A 16,186-nucleotide genomic window follows, 5' to 3' on the forward strand; every position below is an offset into this window, starting at 1 on the left:
AAATTTTTAGTTAAACCACACTTCTACCGTAGTGTTTTCAAGCACCTCACTGCCCGGAGGCGGCTTCTGCTGCCATGCATGACCGCTGCCGTAAGGCTTCAGCTTCAGCTTATACGGCTCCAGCAAATCGACAGTATTGCGCATGTCCAGTCCTTTGAAATCCGGCAGCTTGATTTTGCCGTCCGGCATTCTTTGCAGCACCGGCAGCTGCTTCGGCTTCTTTTCATCCTTCTGTCCGATGGCATTCATCTCCTCGAAAGAAGGCAGGCCTTCGCTCGCTGCGGGCTGAATACCCTTGGCAACAAGTATCTGCTGCAGCGTATCGCGGAAGATAGGGGCGCTGACCTGCGAGCCGTAGAAGGCTCCCTGAGGCGTATCCAGCATAACCAGCATAGCATAACGCGGTTTATCCGCAGGCACAAAGCCCACGAAGGAAGCAATGTACTGACCGGCAGCATAACCGCCGCCTGCTGCCAGCTTCTCCGCCGTACCTGTTTTGCCGGCAATGCGGTAGCCCTTGATTGCTGCAGTCTTGCCGCCGCCCTCGCTGACTACCTTTTCCATCATCTCGCGCATCTGGCGTGCAACCTGCTCGGTAATAACATTGCGTACTACCATCTTTTTGCCTTCCTTGATAACGGTTCCGTCGGCAGCCACAATTTTTTTGATGATATACGGCTGCAGCAGCTCACCGCCGTTGGCAATCGCACAGATAGCGCGCAGCTCCTGCAAAGGCGTCACCGCAACGCCCTGACCGATAGCCATCGTCGCTACGTCAGGCTCATACATATCCTTGGGATTATACAGAATGCCTCCCTCTTCACCGGGAAGCTCAATGCCAGTAGGCGTACCGAAGCCAAACTTTTTCGCATAGCTGATAAGCCTGTCCGCTCCCAGCTTCATGCCCAGCTGTACCATACCGGTGTTGATAGAAAACTTGATAACCGTAGAAAACGGCACCGTACCCATGCCTTCGCCATCCCAGTTATAGATTACGCGGTCGGCAATCTTGATACGGCCGTTGTCCTGAATAGGTGTATCAGGTGTAATAATGCCCTCCGTCAATCCCATGCAGCCGACAATCGGCTTAAATACCGAACCGGGCTCGTAAATCATGGAAACGGCACGGTTTGTCCAGCTGTCGGGGCTGTACTTGCCGAAATTATTCGGGTCAAAGGTAGGACGGCTGGCCATACCCAAAATTTCACCGGTGTACGGGTCCATGATGATGGCTGCCGCACCCTTAGCCTTAGTGCGTGCCATAGCATCGTCCATGGCATCCTCCAGCACGTACTGGATTTTGCTGTCCAACGTCAGATAGACCGTAGGCAGCTTTTCCTGCTTCGGCTGCAGCTCATGCCCCGGATCATTCACCATCAAGCCTAAAAGCTGCTTGCCCACCGCATCATGCAGTTTGGAATATGTTGTTTCGCTGCCCTTCAGCACATCATCAAGCTGATATTCCAGGCCGCTCAGGCCCTTGTCATCGGTACCGATAAAGCCAAGAATCTGCGCCGCAGCACGCTTTTTAGTATAATAGCGCTTGCTTTCCTCCAGAAAATGCAGGCCCTTCAAATCATTATCCTTAATAATTTTCTGTACCTGTGCTGCTTCCTTCGGCTCCATCGTGCGCTTCAGCCAGACAAAGCGTCCGCCGCCGGTAAAAATACCATAAAGCTTTTGGGCATCCGTTTTCAGCACCGGTGCCAGCAAATCCGCACTTAAGCGTCGTACATCACGCTGCACGGTTTTTTTGTTCTTTTCATCCTGCTCGTCCTGCATCATTTCCGGGTCTGCGTAAAGCGAACCCGTCATAATGCTCACAGCCATCTCCTCGCCGTCACGGTCAACAATGCGTCCGCGCGGAGTGCCGCGTATATACTCTGCCGTCAGCTGTGATTTCGTCAGCTGCTTGAGCTTGTCTGCCTGCACTACCTGCAGCCAGATTAAACGCAAAAACACACCGGCTACAATTACAACCATACATATACATAAGGCTGTAAAACGTCTTTTACTGTCTAAAAAAGCAAAAGGCTTCATTGCTGCCACCTCCTGCTGCCCACAACACGCAAATCACTGCGGCGTTTTTCCGGCGGCTCGGCATCCAGAAGCTGCTGCTTTTCTTCCTCATCATAAACCGACAGCAGCAAACCGATTGCCGCCATCGAAATTATCATTGAACTGCCGCCGTAGCTGATAAAAATAAGCGGTACACCGATAACGGGGAAAATACCGCAAACCATCGCCATATTGGCAAAAGCCTGACCGATGATTAAAAAGGTAACTCCGGCTGCCAGCAAAAAGCCCTTCTGATCCCGCGTACTGATTGTAATCTTATAAAAAGCAACTCCCAGCAGACAAAAAACAAGCAGCAGAATAAGCGCTCCGAAAAAGCCGTTTTCCTGACAAAAAACAGCAAAAGCAAAGTCAGTATGAGCCTCCGGCAAATAAGCGAACTTTGCTGCGCCGTGTCCCCAGTTGGTGCCTGTAAGGCCGCCGCTGCCAATTGCCAGCAGCGACTGCACCATCTGATAGCCCTTGCCCTGCGGGTCGAGCCATGGGTCAAACCACACATGCAGACGTTGCAGACGATATTCCGAACTTATTGACAAAAGCACAGCGCCAACAGCACCAAAGCCAACAATAGTTGTTATCCAACGTGCAGGCAGCCCGGCAATAATAAACATACCCATTACCAGCGTAGCAATAATCGCCGCGGTTCCCAGATCAGGCTGCACGAGAACGCCAAAGGCAGCTATACCCGTTGCCATGGTTACCAGAAGGCATTCGCCCTTATACAGGCTTATCTTCTCTCCCAGCTTCATCGCATTGCCCAAAAATCTGGCTGACAGCATAATCAGCACCAGCTTAGCTATCTCTGACGGCTGGATAGAAAAAGAACCGATATAAATCCAACGTGTAGCACCCTTATTGGCTGCTCCCCAAAAATGTACTACTACCAGCATAACCAGCACTATGCAATAGCATATCCACAGAAATCTTTTATTCAGCAGCCTTTTGTAGCCTATTTTACGGATAAAATAAATTCCCACAAAGCCCAGCACAGCACAAAGGTAATAGCGAAGCAGATAAGACAGTCCGTTATCATACAAGCTGGCACTGAACACATTGATGCCGCCAAGCAGCAGCAGCACGGCCATAAGAGTAAAAATAGCCTGACGGGGATTATCCCATAACAAAAATCTCTTATTCATGGCAAAGCCCTATTTAAAAAACTACCTCGCAGAAATTAATCGGCGTACCCAGCGCACTGAATTTCTGCTCATATTCTGTTTGTACAGGGTTCTCATATTCGGAATGATGCAGGTCATAGCTCAAAGCAATAATCTGCAGGCCGAACTCCTTGAATTCCTCTACGGAAAAATCAAACAGAGCGCGGTTATCCGTTTTAAAGCGCAGGTGACCGCCCTCGCCCAACAGCTGCTTGTACAATGCCAGGAAGTTGCGGTGCGTCAGACGGCGTTTGGCATGACGTGCCTTCGGCCAGGGGTCGCTGAAATTCAGATACAGCTCCTTGATTTCGCCGGGCTCGAACCAGTCCAGCAGGTTTTCGGCATTAGCGCAAATGATTTTAACATTCGTCAGCTCCTTGTCCTTCGCTGCCTTAGCGGGAAAATAAGCAATATCATGCTGTGTTTCAATGCCGATAAAGGCCTTATCCGGATACAGCTCTGCCATGCCGATGGTAAAGCGTCCCTTGCCGCAGCCGATTTCCAGACACAGACGTTTGCCCGGAAACATTTCCTGCCAATGTCCCTTAAACTTATCAATATCATGCAGGAAAACGTATTCTCCCTGCACTTCCTTCATAGCTTCTTCAATCCATGGTTTTTTTCTTAAGCGCATATTCAGACCTCACATAAAAATATTTTCTCAAGTATATATTATACAACAAATCCCCTTACCTTGGGAAAAGAATTATAAAAAAAGCCGGCAGCATAATAACTACACTACCGGCATAAGCAGGTGTCTCAGTCCTTCTTCAACACGCCCTTTACCTTACGCAGCAAATCGTCGACCTTTTTATTTGCCGGCGAATCGTCATCCACCTCAAAGCGACGGCTTTCATCGCCCAGCGGCTTATCCTTGCAGGCCATATTCTTCAGCTCGCCCAGCATTTTAATGCCTTCGATGCGTGCCTCCTCATAGGTTGTTTTAAAGGCAGACAAATCCTCCGGGCAGCCTGCTTCCAGCCAAGCATTCGCCACCTTGCCCACAGCGTAGGTCACCGACATGCCCACGGGAATCTGCACCGGTGCAAATGGAATCAGCGTTGCCAAGGTCTGTCCTACAAAGGCACCGCCCAAAGAACCTAAAAGTCCCAGCACGGCACTTTCGGAAAGTTTAATACCACGTAGCTTAGCCAGGCGAGTAATCATATAAACCTCGTTCGCCATCAGCGTCATCGTGCCTACTACCGGAGCAACAACAATTACCCCGGCACGGGCAGCAGCCCAGCGGCAGATATCCTCCGCCTCTTTATCCGTATCAACAGCATATTTCATTTTGTGCTCATCCAAACATTCTGTCATTTTCTCACCTCATTTATGCAGCTTTCAAAGCATTTTATTTTTTATAATTACATTATACAGCAAAGAAGACGGACGAAACAGTGAGATTATAGTGAAATCGCCGCTGCCGCAAACTTTTTCCTTCATACTAACTAATCTTCTGAGCAAAGCAGGAGAGTTTATGGTAAAATATTAGAGTATATATTGATATTCGGTCAAGGTGGTGAGAAATAGTGACAGCGGACAATACGCCTGTCGTAGGACGCTTTGCACCTACGCCCAGCGGCTTTCTGCATCTAGGCAACGTTTTCTGCAGCCTGCTGGCCTGGCTCTATGCCAAAAGCAGCGGCGGCAAAATAGTTTTGCGCATCGAAGACCTGGACCCGCAGCGCTGTTCCCTCGCCAAGGCTGACGCATTGGCCCGCGAGCTGGAATGGCTGGGGCTGACGTGGGACGAGGGTGCGTATTGCAGCACTGACAGCGACAGCTTTTTCCAAAGCCGCCGCAGCGATATTTACGCTCACTGCTTCGACCTTTTACAGCAGCAGGGGCTTGTCTATCCCTGCTTTTGCAGCCGAAGCGAGCTGCACGCCGCCGAAGCGCCCCACGCCAGCGACGGACGTATTATTTACGCCGGCACCTGCCGCGAACTTACGGCAGAGCAGCGCAGCGCCAAAATGCAGCAGCGCCGTCCCGCCTGGCGCATCAAGGTTGATGACGAGCTTATCGCCTTTACGGATATGCACTACGGCAGGCAGCAGGCCAATCTGGCGCACGAATGCGGTGACTTTATCCTGCGCCGTAGCGACGGCGTCTACGCCTACCAGTTGGCTGTTGTCATCGACGATGCGCTCATGGGCGTAAATCAGGTAGTGCGTGGCTGTGATTTGCTCAGCTCCACGCCGGTACAGCTTTATCTTTACCGCCTGCTGAACCTTACGCCGCCGTCCTTCTGCCACATTCCGCTGCTGACAGATGCTGCAGGACGCAGGCTTTCCAAGCGCGACGGTGATCTGGAAATTGCAGCCCTCAGGCAGCACTTCGGCAGTCCGGAGCCCATTATCGGCCTCTTGGGCTATCTTGCAGGCCAGCTGCCCAAGCCGGAGCCTATTACAGCAGCAGAGCTGCTGCCGCTTTTCCGTCCGGAAAAAGTTCCCCAAGACAATATTGTTGTACCGCAACTGCTTTGATTGCGCAGGCAATAACACATTTCACTGATTATAAAACCTGGGAGGAATATATAATGAAAAAATATTTAATGAAAATCAAGGTTAATATGCTGATTGTACTTATCATCAGCTTGCTCGGCGGCATGGCAGGCAGCTACTTCTTCAACAACCGCTGGTTAGGTCTGATTGTAGCAATTCCCCTGTGCGCTCTGTATATCTATCAGGTATATCAGGTGCAGGCCGATTACCGCGAGCAGCACACCAAAAAGAAGCACACTAACAAGTACAGATAAGCTAAGGCGTAAAAGCAAAACTGCCCTGAAGCAGCTTACGATATTTATCGTGGCTGCCTCAAGGCAGTTTTTTATTTTATTACCATTTTTCCGGTACTTCCTGCAGCTTATCCATAACGAACATAATATAAGTAACATTACAGATCAGGTTGCCTGCATCATCCTTAATTTCCGAAACAATATTAATCGTAGACTGGCCTTTATGTACAATTCTGCTTGTAACGCTCAGTGCGCCCAGTCCGCGCACATTGCTGATATAATCAATATTCATATTCAGCGTTGTACAGATTTTGCCGACAGAGGCACAGGTAATACCGGTTACGCAATCTGCCAGCGCTGCCATGGCACCGCCATGCACGCCAAGCCAATGATTGGTATGAATATCAAAATCAATAGGCATCACCAAGGTTGCACCACCGCAGTGCACCTCCTTGATTTCGATTTTCAGGACATTCATAAATGCGTTGCTGCTCCACATTTTGCGGATAATTTCTTCCGGATTCATAAAAACGCCACCTTTCAATTGTTATGTTAAAGCTTAAAAATACATATTAACCACAGTCATGTAAACAGGAATTACCAAAAGTCCGCCGATAATGGTGATAAACGAAAGCGCCGCCGCATACCGGCTGTCGCCGCCATACTGCTTGCAGACTATAGCCATCTGTGTCATTGCCGGCATAGCAGCCTGCATAGCAAAAACCTTGACGGAAATCGGCGCTACATTAATCAGCGGCACCAGGCACAACACGCACAGCGGGCAGACAATGAAACGGCCGAACAAACCGCCCCAAATATCTCTTTCAAAATTGAAATCACGCAAGTTGATTTTGCTTATCTCAATGCCGATAAATACCAAAGACAGCGGCGTTGTCAGATTGCCGACATACTGAAAGCCACGTGCCAAAAACCTCGGCAGCGGTATATTCAGCACTATAAGCAGAATTGCTGCCACAAATCCCATCAGCGGCGGTGACCACAGCTTTTTCAGCACCTGCATAGAAAAAATACCGCCGGCCTTGCCCTCAATATCCGCAACTATATTCTGCACACCCAACGTCCAGAAGAAGGTCAGGTTAACCATATAATACAGCATAACGGAGGGAATGCTTTCATCACCAAACAGCGCCAGATTTACCGGTAAGCCGATAAACATGGTATTAGCTATAAAAAAGTTGGTAACAAAAACGCCGCGTCTTCCCTGACGTACATGCAGCAGCTTAGCTGCTGTTTTGCCGACAATCAGTGCCAAAAGCATAGAGCATACCGGCAGCAGCATATCAGGTGCCAGCTCGACAAGCTTTTCTGCCGTAAAGTTTTTCGTCAGACTGGTAATCATATACAGCGGCAGTGATACCGTTGTAACCAGCTTAGCAATCAAAGCACTGCTTTTATCATCAAACCAGCCTTTTTTACTGAGTACATAACCGATACCGACTACAAAAACAATCGTAAAAATACCATCGAGAGCTTGTAAAACAAAATTTATCATCATTATTCACCTTTTTCCAACGCACAACAAGGTACGGCTGTCCCTACCGTACCTTGCTATGCTAAATGGAGGAGTATTAGCATCTATGTGCTATGCATCTGTGTATGTCAAGGAATTGCCTGATATACCATGTCCCTAAAATATATCCCGGGGAAATTCCTTATGTTCGAGTAAATATAAAGTAATAGTAACGGAAAGCAAATCTGCACTGCCTCCCGGACTAATGTGCCTTTGCAAAAAGTACCTCTCAGTCTCAGCTATAGCCATTCTGCCTTTTTCGGCGAAGACACTGCCAAGGCTCAGAATGTTTTTAGCAATTCTCTGCACTTCCAACAAAGTATCATAATCAGTGCGCCAGATAATGTTACTGTCCTCAACAACAGTCATCAAAGCTATCAATGCATGCACTAAAGCATCATTAATCGTCGCACCTTTGTCAAAGGCATCTTCCAAAGCGGGCAGTCCATAGTTTACCACACTCGGGAAACCATTTTCAACCTCTCCGCGAATACCTGTAATACCATATTTATAATATAGCTTTTCGCCTGCTGTCATTGCAGCATGGTCAAGATTCTTCAATTCCCTGGCTACTAAGCCTGCAGCCATTTCCTTAATCAGAGGCAGTAAAGCATCTCTGCTCAGCCCCATATTCATAACATAGCCGCTTACAGCGCTCACTATGCCGCCGGCGAATAAAATTCCCCGCTGTGTATTCACTCCCTTAGTCACTCTCAAAAGCTCTGCCTCTGCGCCAACGCCGTAGCTGCGCAGCTTGCAGAAAAGCTCTGCCAAGGTTCCTCTATGTGCCTGTCCGATATCCTGCAAATCATTGAACGCTTTGCTCAGAACAGCGGAGCTCATCATAAAGGTAAAAATACTCATATCCTTATGCGCACCATTGGATAATCTGGTTACCAGACCCGGTTTAGGATGCGTAGATACTTCCAGCAATATTGCCTGCGTCAGATATTGACCGACCTTTTGCAAATCAGCATCGAAAGGAGAAAGTTTGCAGGTGTAATTATTTAAGTCCATTTTTATTTCGTCTTTGTCTACTCTCTGAAGTAAAAATTTTAGCTCACTCATTATTCCTGCCTACTTTCTCCGTATCATATGCCTTGGAAAATTTTTAAACTGCAGCCTAACCCATAATAGCCTTAGTAGCTAAATACAGAATGGACGGGCACAGCAGACAACCGGTACCGGTATAGAAGGTTGCAGTCATTGCACCATACGGAACCAGCTTAGCATCAACAGCAGCCAGACCGGCAGCAACGCCGGAGGAAGTACCCATCAGGCCACCATAAATCATAGCAGATTGCGGGTTGTCCAGACCAACCATGTTTTTAACAAACGGAGTAACAACCATAACGAGTACGGATTTTACAACGCCTGCTGCGATAGAAATCGCAATTACATCGGAAGAAGCGCCAAGAGCAGCACCGGTTACAGGGCCAACAACGAAGGTGCAAACGCCGGCGCCAACGGTTACCATGGAAACTACATCAGGATAGCCCATGAAGTATGCCATAACAGCACCAACAACAAAGGAACTTAATACGCCCATCAGCAAGGAAACTACACCAACAACGCCGCACTTTTTGATTTCGCGCAGGTCAGCGCCGAAAGCAGTAGAAACGATAGCGAAGTCACGGAACATGCCGCCGCCCATCATGCCGACACCGGCAAACATGGGAATGGAAGCCAGGCCTTTGGAACCGCCGGTAGTAATACCGCCGATATAAGCCAATACCAGACCTGCGAAGATTGCGATAGCACTGCCATGAACCTTACCTTTGGTCAGTCCGGAAAGCTTATAAGTAATTAAAGTAATGATACCGATCAGCATAAAGGAGAATACCAAACCATTTTTGGTACATACCTTCATAAACATTGCAGTAAAATCCATCTTACTTCACCTCTTTCTTGCCAAAAAGCTTGCCAATGATAGGAATCAAAGCAAAAGCTACGGCAACACCAACAACACCGCCGCCAATAGCCAAAGGACCACCCTTCAGAGCTGCTACAACGTTCTGAATAGAGCTCATAGCAACAACGATAGGGATGTACATTGCAGACCAGAAAGCAATACCGCTCTGAGCTTTAGAATCAAGCCAGCCTTCGTCAATGCCCTTGTTGGATAACAAAATCAAAAACAGCATTGCGAAGCCTACACCGCCAACGTTAGCTTTTACACCAACCAGGCCACCGAATACGTCACCGAGGAAAATGCCTACAATATAGCAGGCAGCCAATAAAGCTACACCATAAATTGCCATTATTTTTCACCTCATAGTACAATTTTTTATTATCGCCGCCCTCAAACAGCCGAGGGCGACGAAACAACTAAGGGTTAAACCGTTAAAAATTATTCAACGATAGCAACAACTTGACCGGCACTTACGCGGTCACCGGGTTGTACTTTGTACTCTTTTACTACGCCTGCTACCGGAGAAGGTACCAGTTGTTTCATTTTCATTGCTTCCATAACGATCAGTACGTCACGAACTGCAACAGTGTCACCAACTTGTTTTTCAAAACGAACGATTTTACCGGGTACGCGAGATTTAATTTCCATGATTCATTTCTCCTTAAATTTAAATTGTTTTATGCCAAATCACGGTGAAAGGCGTAAAAGCGGCCTTGCACACGATTATCTGTATAGCAGAATTATTCAACGATAGCAACAACTTGACCAGCGCTTACACGGTCGCCGGGTTGTACTTTGTACTCTTTTACTACGCCTGCTACCGGAGAAGGTACCAGTTGTTTCATTTTCATTGCTTCCATAACGATCAGTACGTCACGAACTGCAACAGTGTCACCAACTTGTTTTTCAAAACGAACGATTTTACCAGGTACGCGAGATTTAATTTCCATGATTTTCTTACTCCTTTAATCTTTAAAATTAGGGGATTGTTTCCCCATTGTAACTTTATTAAAAAGCTTATTTTAGTCTTTTTAAGCCTGACAGCTGCAAAGACTTTCAGATTTCAAATATTGCATGACATCCTTACGATTAAGCAAGGAGACATCTTCTAAACTTTTACCAAGTACAGTCTGAGTTTCCATAAACATTTCAGCAAGCTTGACACCGTAGCCATTGGGCAAATCAAGCTCAAAATCCATATTAATGTCATTACAGCAGGCCTGTGCTGCGCGGTAAAACTGCAGCAGACGGTTATAACCCGCCGGTTTGACTATTAAATCGATATCTGAGTTTTCATCTGTATACGGCAGTCCTGTTATCAGCTCCAGGGCAGCAGAACCAAGTACGCCAATCTGCAGGTCGAATACGTCAGCCAATTCATATAGCTGGCGCACTATCTGCATGCAACGGTTGCGCGTTGTAAAGGCAAACGCCCTGCGTGTCAGAACCTCATAAGGTGTCATAATCGTAACTATATCATCAGCAGCAGTAAAAGCACCTATGCGGATACGGTTTCCGCCTATACGTTTATGATGGACAAAGCCAATGGCAATTCCCTCTGTATTGTCCGCATCATTACGACGCACAAAACCGGGTATATCCACGCTTCCCTGTAAAACCTCTTCTGCAAGGTTCTTACTTTCGCCATCATAGCGCGGGGAAATATCGCTCCAGATTTTGTCTTTTCCCTGCTTCGATATAAATACCAGATTATGTCTTTTTAATTGCGTTTTGTCCATGTCGGGTCCGCCTTCGCTTTCTGTTGATAATCGAGCTGTGCCTGTACCAAATCATCAAAGAATCTGGTCTTTGCCGATCCCTCGATTATAATGCCTTGCTGCTTGCCGGCTGTAATGTAATCAGGTATCAGTTCCAGTACAGTGTGCTCGGCACCTGTAACTACATCCGGACTAATCTTGACTACACGGCCCTTAATGCGCAATATCGACCTTGCTACACGGCCTAAGGTAACAGTAGAAGTAAGTGTTGTAGCCTTTACAATCACTTCATATTCAGGATAAGTCCGTTCACGTCGGTAGGTAATTACCTTACCATTACGGTTACATACGTGACCGCTTTCGGAAACTGGGAAGCTGTCACCCATAGGTAAACCGCCTACGACCAGTTCATACATATCCTGCCCGCCGTTATCAGGCAGCTTTACAAGCTCTATATCATCACGCACCGGCACTCCGTCCATGCACAGCCAGCCAAATTCCTGGCAGCCATACAAGTCATGGACCTCCGCATTCAGAACCTCCTGCGCTATCGGCAGCAGTTCCAAATCCAAAGGCGTACCAGCAGTAAGCAAAACAATATCTTTTGGCAGCTCATCTGCAACACCCATATGCTTAGCATCTTCCAAGGAAGCTCTGATAAAAGAAGATTCACCTACAACAGCCTTCGGCTGGAATTCATAAAGCGCTGCCAAAAAAGCATCTCTGCTGGACCGCACTAAAAATTCCCATTGCAGGCCATATTTTTTAAAGGCTTCACCACTGAAAACATTTACCAGAGGAGGATAAGTAACCAGAACCTTATCCCCTGCTTTAAGACCTGCCCGCTCCAGAACCGTAAAGGAAGCCTTCACGCGTGCAGGCAGTTCAGCAAAAGTAATGCCGACAATATTTTGAAAAGCAGATGAACCTGTAGTAAAAGTAAGATAAGCAAGATTAAGGGGAGTATGAACCTCTTCTATCGTATGAGCGGCGGTCGGTCCCGCAATGCCTTTGTCAGCTAATGTCTTGCGCGGCATCTCTGCAAATGTAGGTGCAGAACCAAAGTCCTTAACCATCGATGCTATTTCAGCCAGAATTCCTTTCATACTACCCCTTCTTTCTACCTATAATTATGCGTTGATATATTTATCAGCAACAGCAGCGAACTCTTCGTTCATTTTAGCCATAGCTTTCAGACGATTTACACGGCCACCGCGTTCGTTGCCGTCCAGACCACGGCCCCAAGGACCGAGCTGCTCATATTTGCCGGCAGCTTTAAGCTCCTGTACTTCTTTAACATGCTTTGCAACAACGTCGCGCATGTCTTCAACCTTGTGGACGATTTCTTTTACGCCGCCCAGGTTGTAGAAGAAGTTAACGCCAGGTGCGAATACCGGGTTAACCTTTGCCAGCTCTTCCAGACGCTCAATATCCATCTTAGTGATACGGGAGATAGAGGTCAGAGGCATTACGTGAATCATAGTGCCGAATTCCGGAGAAAGAGCCAGGATTTCGTCAGCCTGCAGGCCATGGCACAGGAATGCGCCGGAGATTGCACGGCCGATTACCATTGCTACGATAGGATGACCGGATTTGCGTGCTTCAGCCAATGCCAGCTGGTAACCGCCGGTAGATTTGTTCATGCCGGCAATTTCTTCCATTTTGCCGGGGCCGTTGCCCGGGGTGTCTACGATCAGAACAATCGGGCGTTTTTCAGCTTCCGGTTTATCTTTATCAGCTTCCATAGTACGGTATACTGCGGTAGCCATCTTATAGCCTTCTTCCAGACCGATTACGCCGCCGAATACAACCGGGAAGCGGTCATTGAACGCATATGCATCGTTTGCGATTACAGTTACAGTTTCATCTTTCAGCTTAGCGGTACCAACTACAGCGCCCGGGCCATAATCAGGGTCGAACTCAGCAGTGCCGATTTTGTTTTCATCGAAGGAGCCTGCGTCAACAATCATTTCAATTGCGTCACGGCCACGGCCAATCATAGTGTTTTCCATTTCATCCATGTTTCTTTACCTCCTTCTCTTATGCACGCGGTCTGCGTTTAGCAACTTTCAGGAATTCTTCGGTAGTCATTTCCGGAAGTTCAGCAGGGTTTTCGTTACCATAGTATTTCCACAGGTCCATGGAATCCTTAGGCTGCATTTCAGCTACCAGCTTAACCAGACCTTGTTGTTCCTGAACCAGCTCCAGAGAGCCGATGCGGCGCATTTTTTCGATAGCCTCCATAGAGAGGTCAGCAACCTCAGCCAGAGCAGCTTTGAAATCGCCGACGGTGTCTTCAACCAGATAGTTGCAGTCACCGATGATGTATTTATGTTTAGCACCGGTAGTACGATATACCAGAGCTTTGTTGGAAGCGTCGAATTCGTCCTTGCCCATTTCCTGCTCAATTACTTCAGGACCGGTCAGACCGATACGGCCTTCTTCGTTCATAACGATAACGTCGGTAGCAGCAGCTACGAAGCCCATACCGCCGAAGCAGCCAACCTTGGAGCCTACAACTGCAACAATCGGCAGAATGCGGCGGCAATCCTGAATTGCGTCCATAACCTCAGCATGAGCCAGCAGGCCGGCATTTGCTTCGTGCAGACGAACACCGCCAGTTTCAAAGGAGATAGCAACCAGAGGACGACGAGCGTCATAGTCATCAGCATGAGCAGCTTTGATGTCTTTAGCTGCTTTCAGAGCCAGGCGCAGGGTGTTAACCATTTTCGCACCGTTAACTTCGCCGATAGCACCGCCGATGAATTTGCCTTCCATAGAAACTACGAATACAGGGTGCTTGCCAATCAGGCCAACACCGGTTACGGTGCCGTCATCAAACTCTACTGCAGTACCGAGTACCGGCAGATGCGGACTTTCAAAGCGATCATGAGGTCCGAGCAGTTCGGTAAAGGTGCCTTTGTCGCACAGACCTACAGCACGTTCACGGGCATTAGCATCAAAGAAGCTGCTTTTTTCCAATTCATTCCAGTTTTTCATCTTATTCAGCCTCCTTTGCGGTTGCTTCTGCCAGAGCCTGGCGCAATCTCATGTATACTACGATAGGAGTAGCATTATCGTCGTTGATTTCAATAACGATGTTGCCTACGCCGGTATCGTTAACGAATTTACCCAGCATTTTTTCCCAAACAGCATCAAAGCCAACTACAGGAGTGCAAACTTTAGCCTGAACTTTGCCACCGAGGTCTTTTTTGGTAAACATAACTTCCAGGTCACCAGAGCCGGTTACGCCCATATGGGACCATTCCGGGTTAATGGTTTGGGTATTTTCAGATTCAAACTCAAATTCCAGATTTTGTAATGCCATTTTAAGCTCCTCCTATTACCAGTTTCTGAATTTAGCAGGCGGATTGTACAGGCCACCGGACCATTCAACCAGGTCATGTACGTTCTTAGCTGCCAGCATGGAGCGGTTAGCTCTGCTCATATCGATACCCAGGTCTTGCGGAGTTTTGATGATACCCAGCTCACGCAGACGTTTGGTTTCTTTCGGGTCTGCTTTCATGCCAACTTCGGTAAAGCCTGCAATACCACGGATAGCAGCAGTACGCTCTTCCATGTTGCGGCACTTCGGCAGATATGCGATACCTTCTTCAGTAATGATATGAGTCAGGTCATCGCCGTAAATCATAACAGGTTCAATAGACAGGTTAGCGTTTTTAGCCAGCTTGAAAGCATCCAGCTCTTCTACGAAGCCAGGAGCCAGTTTTTCACGGAAGGTTTCTGCCAATTGTACAACAAGGCGTTTACCGCGACGTACAGGTCCCCACAGCTCTTTGTTGAGTGCGTATTCTTCGCCGCATTTGAGCCATGCGCCGGAGGAATGACGACGGCCTTTCGGGTCGCAGCCCATGTTCGGTGCGCCGCCGAAGCCTGCAACACGGTTAGCAGTTGCAGTGGAGCTATTGCCGTACGGGTCAATCTGCAGAGTACCGCCGATGAACATATCAATTGCATAGTGGCCTGCAGTTTGAGAGAATGCACGGTTGGAACGCATGGAACCATCCGGGCCAACGAAGAAGATATCGCTGCGAGCAGCTACATAATCTTCCATACCCAGCTCTCCGCCGAAGCAGTGAACGGATTCTACCCAACCGGTTTCTATTGCAGGAATCAGAGTCGGATGCGGATTCAGGATGAAGTTCTTGCAGATCTTGCCTTTCAGGCCAAGCTCTTCGCCGTAGGTCGGCAGCAAGAGTTCGATAGCAGCGGTATCAAAACCGATGCCATGGTTCATGGATTCAACCTGATATTCACCATAAATACCTTTAATTGCCATCATGCCTTTGAGTACCTGTGCATCGGTAATCAGTGCCGGGTCACGGGTGAACAGAGGCTCAATGTAGAACGGTTTCGGAGATTGGATTACATAGTCAACCCAGTCAGCCGGAATATCAACGCGAGGCAGCTTGTCAACGATTTGGTTTACCTGAGCGATAACAATGCCTTGACGGAATTTAGTTGCTTCAACGATAGCCGGAGTATCCTCGGTGCTGAAGCCGGTGAACAGATTGCCTTCTCTGTCAGCCATAGTAGCTGCAACGAGAGCAACACGCGGGGTCAGGTCCAGGAAATAACGGCCATATAATTCCAGATAAGTGTGAATAGCACCTAACTCCAGTTTGCCTTCCTGCAGGAATTGGGCAATACGGCCAGCCTGCGGACCGGAGAAAGACATATCCAGCTTTTTAGCAATACCTTTTTCGAATACATCCAGATGTTCAGGAAGAGTCAACACGGATTGAACCATGTGCAGATCATGAATCTTAGCGGGATCAACTTGGCACAGGCATTTAGCCAGGAAGTCAGCTTGCTTTTGGTTGTTGCCTTCGATGTTAACTTTGTCGTAAGGTTTGATTACAGCTTCCAGCAAAGCAACTGTATCTTTAGCATCAACGATTTTCCCTTCCTTGACCAGCGGAGCAGCATTTTTTGCGCGCTCCATTGCGTCCTTTTTCAGAGTGTCCCACTCACGGGTAACTTTTTTGAACTCCATTACGGTCTCTCCTTTCTGAATTAAGAAAAGCTTCA

At 48.0% G+C, this 16,186-nt stretch carries 19 protein-coding genes; 2 read left to right on the forward strand and 17 right to left on the reverse strand.

Features of this window, described 5'->3' with window-relative positions:
- Positions 1-6: 6 nt before the first annotated feature.
- The 4 genes from Q7Q81_RS01225 to Q7Q81_RS01240 all read right to left on the reverse strand — a co-directional run bounded on the left by Q7Q81_RS01225 (position 7) and on the right by Q7Q81_RS01240 (position 4,553).
- Entirely contained in the window at positions 7-2,040 is a 2,034-nt protein-coding gene (locus tag Q7Q81_RS01225; RefSeq protein ID WP_304273038.1) for a penicillin-binding transpeptidase domain-containing protein, read from the reverse strand.
- On the reverse strand, positions 2,037-3,215 hold the full coding sequence (locus Q7Q81_RS01230; protein ID WP_304273041.1) for an FtsW/RodA/SpoVE family cell cycle protein: 1,179 nt from the start codon (positions 3,213-3,215) through the stop codon (positions 2,037-2,039). Before Q7Q81_RS01230 ends, Q7Q81_RS01225 begins: the two co-directional genes overlap by 4 nt.
- 13 nt (positions 3,216-3,228) lie before the next feature.
- Positions 3,229-3,867 (reverse strand): tRNA (guanosine(46)-N7)-methyltransferase TrmB, encoded by a 639-nt coding sequence (gene trmB / locus Q7Q81_RS01235; RefSeq protein ID WP_009144566.1) that lies wholly within the window; start codon positions 3,865-3,867, stop codon positions 3,229-3,231.
- Positions 3,868-3,992: 125 nt separating this feature from the next.
- Entirely contained in the window at positions 3,993-4,553 is a 561-nt protein-coding gene (locus tag Q7Q81_RS01240) for a hypothetical protein (protein ID WP_304273043.1), read from the reverse strand.
- Positions 4,554-4,765: 212 nt separating this feature from the next.
- Between Q7Q81_RS01240 and gluQRS the strand changes: the two genes are divergently transcribed.
- Positions 4,766-5,722 (forward strand): tRNA glutamyl-Q(34) synthetase GluQRS, encoded by a 957-nt coding sequence (gluQRS, locus tag Q7Q81_RS01245; RefSeq protein WP_304273046.1) that lies wholly within the window; start codon positions 4,766-4,768, stop codon positions 5,720-5,722.
- Positions 5,723-5,775: 53 nt separating this feature from the next.
- Positions 5,776-5,994 carry a hypothetical protein gene (locus Q7Q81_RS01250; RefSeq protein WP_040564521.1) on the forward strand — a complete coding sequence of 73 codons (219 nt, stop codon included), beginning with the start codon at positions 5,776-5,778 and terminating at the stop codon, positions 5,992-5,994.
- 79 nt (positions 5,995-6,073) lie between these two features.
- On the opposite strand, the gene Q7Q81_RS01255 is transcribed toward Q7Q81_RS01250, so the two are convergent.
- The 13 genes from Q7Q81_RS01255 to mdcA all read right to left on the reverse strand — a co-directional run bounded on the left by Q7Q81_RS01255 (position 6,074) and on the right by mdcA (position 16,151).
- Entirely contained in the window at positions 6,074-6,499 is a 426-nt protein-coding gene (locus Q7Q81_RS01255) for a PaaI family thioesterase (RefSeq protein WP_210685160.1), read from the reverse strand.
- A gap of 33 nt (positions 6,500-6,532) precedes the next feature.
- Positions 6,533-7,489 carry an AEC family transporter gene (locus tag Q7Q81_RS01260; RefSeq protein WP_304092909.1) on the reverse strand — a complete coding sequence of 319 codons (957 nt, stop codon included), beginning with the start codon at positions 7,487-7,489 and terminating at the stop codon, positions 6,533-6,535.
- A 132-nt stretch (positions 7,490-7,621) separates the two neighbouring features.
- Positions 7,622-8,521 (reverse strand): triphosphoribosyl-dephospho-CoA synthase, encoded by a 900-nt coding sequence (locus Q7Q81_RS01265; RefSeq protein WP_304273049.1) that lies wholly within the window; start codon positions 8,519-8,521, stop codon positions 7,622-7,624.
- Between the two features lie 106 nt (positions 8,522-8,627).
- On the reverse strand, positions 8,628-9,395 hold the full coding sequence (madM, locus tag Q7Q81_RS01270) for a malonate transporter subunit MadM (RefSeq protein WP_304273051.1): 768 nt from the start codon (positions 9,393-9,395) through the stop codon (positions 8,628-8,630).
- A gap of 1 nt (position 9,396) precedes the next feature.
- Positions 9,397-9,765, reverse strand: coding sequence for a malonate transporter subunit MadL (gene madL, locus Q7Q81_RS01275; protein ID WP_276635244.1), 369 nt, complete (start codon positions 9,763-9,765; stop codon positions 9,397-9,399).
- Positions 9,766-9,854: 89 nt separating this feature from the next.
- Entirely contained in the window at positions 9,855-10,064 is a 210-nt protein-coding gene (locus Q7Q81_RS01280) for an acetyl-CoA carboxylase biotin carboxyl carrier protein subunit (protein WP_210685164.1), read from the reverse strand.
- A gap of 92 nt (positions 10,065-10,156) precedes the next feature.
- Positions 10,157-10,366 carry an acetyl-CoA carboxylase biotin carboxyl carrier protein subunit gene (locus Q7Q81_RS01285; protein ID WP_210685164.1) on the reverse strand — a complete coding sequence of 70 codons (210 nt, stop codon included), beginning with the start codon at positions 10,364-10,366 and terminating at the stop codon, positions 10,157-10,159.
- A gap of 81 nt (positions 10,367-10,447) precedes the next feature.
- Positions 10,448-11,155: a malonate decarboxylase holo-[acyl-carrier-protein] synthase gene (gene mdcG / locus Q7Q81_RS01290; RefSeq protein WP_304273054.1), complete on the reverse strand. Its 708-nt coding sequence runs from the start codon at positions 11,153-11,155 to the stop codon at positions 10,448-10,450.
- Positions 11,137-12,240, reverse strand: a complete 1,104-nt coding sequence (locus tag Q7Q81_RS01295) for an acyl carrier protein (RefSeq protein WP_304273057.1) — start codon at positions 12,238-12,240, stop codon at positions 11,137-11,139. Before Q7Q81_RS01295 ends, mdcG begins: the two co-directional genes overlap by 19 nt.
- Positions 12,241-12,264: 24 nt before the next feature.
- On the reverse strand, positions 12,265-13,146 hold the full coding sequence (gene mdcE, locus Q7Q81_RS01300; RefSeq protein WP_368500312.1) for a biotin-independent malonate decarboxylase subunit gamma: 882 nt from the start codon (positions 13,144-13,146) through the stop codon (positions 12,265-12,267).
- Between the two features lie 28 nt (positions 13,147-13,174).
- Positions 13,175-14,134: a biotin-independent malonate decarboxylase subunit beta gene (locus Q7Q81_RS01305; RefSeq protein ID WP_304273060.1), complete on the reverse strand. Its 960-nt coding sequence runs from the start codon at positions 14,132-14,134 to the stop codon at positions 13,175-13,177.
- A gap of 1 nt (position 14,135) precedes the next feature.
- A complete protein-coding gene (gene mdcC / locus Q7Q81_RS01310; protein ID WP_276635227.1) occupies positions 14,136-14,462 on the reverse strand; it encodes a malonate decarboxylase acyl carrier protein in 327 nt (108 codons plus the stop codon).
- Between the two features lie 15 nt (positions 14,463-14,477).
- Positions 14,478-16,151 (reverse strand): malonate decarboxylase subunit alpha, encoded by a 1,674-nt coding sequence (mdcA, locus tag Q7Q81_RS01315; protein ID WP_293693739.1) that lies wholly within the window; start codon positions 16,149-16,151, stop codon positions 14,478-14,480.
- Between the last annotated feature and the right edge of the window lie 35 nt (positions 16,152-16,186).

Origin of the sequence: Phascolarctobacterium succinatutens (assembly GCF_958453765.1) — a bacterium.
Taxonomy (GTDB): domain Bacteria; phylum Bacillota; class Negativicutes; order Acidaminococcales; family Acidaminococcaceae; genus Phascolarctobacterium_A; species Phascolarctobacterium_A succinatutens_B.

What these genes read in the sequence shown, in the direction of transcription:
- Q7Q81_RS01225 (WP_304273038.1), bottom strand. Translation starts at nt 2,040, where the DNA reads ATGAAGCCTTTTGCTTTTTTAGACAGTAAAAGACGTTTTACAGCCTTA.
- Q7Q81_RS01230 (WP_304273041.1), bottom strand. Translation starts at nt 3,215, where the DNA reads ATGAATAAGAGATTTTTGTTATGGGATAATCCCCGTCAGGCTATTTTT.
- trmB (WP_009144566.1), bottom strand. Translation starts at nt 3,867, where the DNA reads ATGCGCTTAAGAAAAAAACCATGGATTGAAGAAGCTATGAAGGAAGTG.
- Q7Q81_RS01240 (WP_304273043.1), bottom strand. Translation starts at nt 4,553, where the DNA reads ATGACAGAATGTTTGGATGAGCACAAAATGAAATATGCTGTTGATACG.
- Q7Q81_RS01250 (WP_040564521.1), top strand. Translation starts at nt 5,776, where the DNA reads ATGAAAAAATATTTAATGAAAATCAAGGTTAATATGCTGATTGTACTT.
- Q7Q81_RS01255 (WP_210685160.1), bottom strand. Translation starts at nt 6,499, where the DNA reads ATGAATCCGGAAGAAATTATCCGCAAAATGTGGAGCAGCAACGCATTT.
- Q7Q81_RS01260 (WP_304092909.1), bottom strand. Translation starts at nt 7,489, where the DNA reads ATGATGATAAATTTTGTTTTACAAGCTCTCGATGGTATTTTTACGATT.
- Q7Q81_RS01265 (WP_304273049.1), bottom strand. Translation starts at nt 8,521, where the DNA reads ATGGACTTAAATAATTACACCTGCAAACTTTCTCCTTTCGATGCTGAT.
- madM (WP_304273051.1), bottom strand. Translation starts at nt 9,395, where the DNA reads ATGGATTTTACTGCAATGTTTATGAAGGTATGTACCAAAAATGGTTTG.
- madL (WP_276635244.1), bottom strand. Translation starts at nt 9,765, where the DNA reads ATGGCAATTTATGGTGTAGCTTTATTGGCTGCCTGCTATATTGTAGGC.
- Q7Q81_RS01280 (WP_210685164.1), bottom strand. Translation starts at nt 10,064, where the DNA reads ATGGAAATTAAATCTCGCGTACCCGGTAAAATCGTTCGTTTTGAAAAA.
- Q7Q81_RS01285 (WP_210685164.1), bottom strand. Translation starts at nt 10,366, where the DNA reads ATGGAAATTAAATCTCGCGTACCTGGTAAAATCGTTCGTTTTGAAAAA.
- mdcG (WP_304273054.1), bottom strand. Translation starts at nt 11,155, where the DNA reads ATGGACAAAACGCAATTAAAAAGACATAATCTGGTATTTATATCGAAG.
- Q7Q81_RS01295 (WP_304273057.1), bottom strand. Translation starts at nt 12,240, where the DNA reads ATGAAAGGAATTCTGGCTGAAATAGCATCGATGGTTAAGGACTTTGGT.
- mdcE (WP_368500312.1), bottom strand. Translation starts at nt 13,146, where the DNA reads ATGGAAAACACTATGATTGGCCGTGGCCGTGACGCAATTGAAATGATT.
- Q7Q81_RS01305 (WP_304273060.1), bottom strand. Translation starts at nt 14,134, where the DNA reads ATGAAAAACTGGAATGAATTGGAAAAAAGCAGCTTCTTTGATGCTAAT.
- mdcC (WP_276635227.1), bottom strand. Translation starts at nt 14,462, where the DNA reads ATGGCATTACAAAATCTGGAATTTGAGTTTGAATCTGAAAATACCCAA.
- mdcA (WP_293693739.1), bottom strand. Translation starts at nt 16,151, where the DNA reads ATGGAGTTCAAAAAAGTTACCCGTGAGTGGGACACTCTGAAAAAGGAC.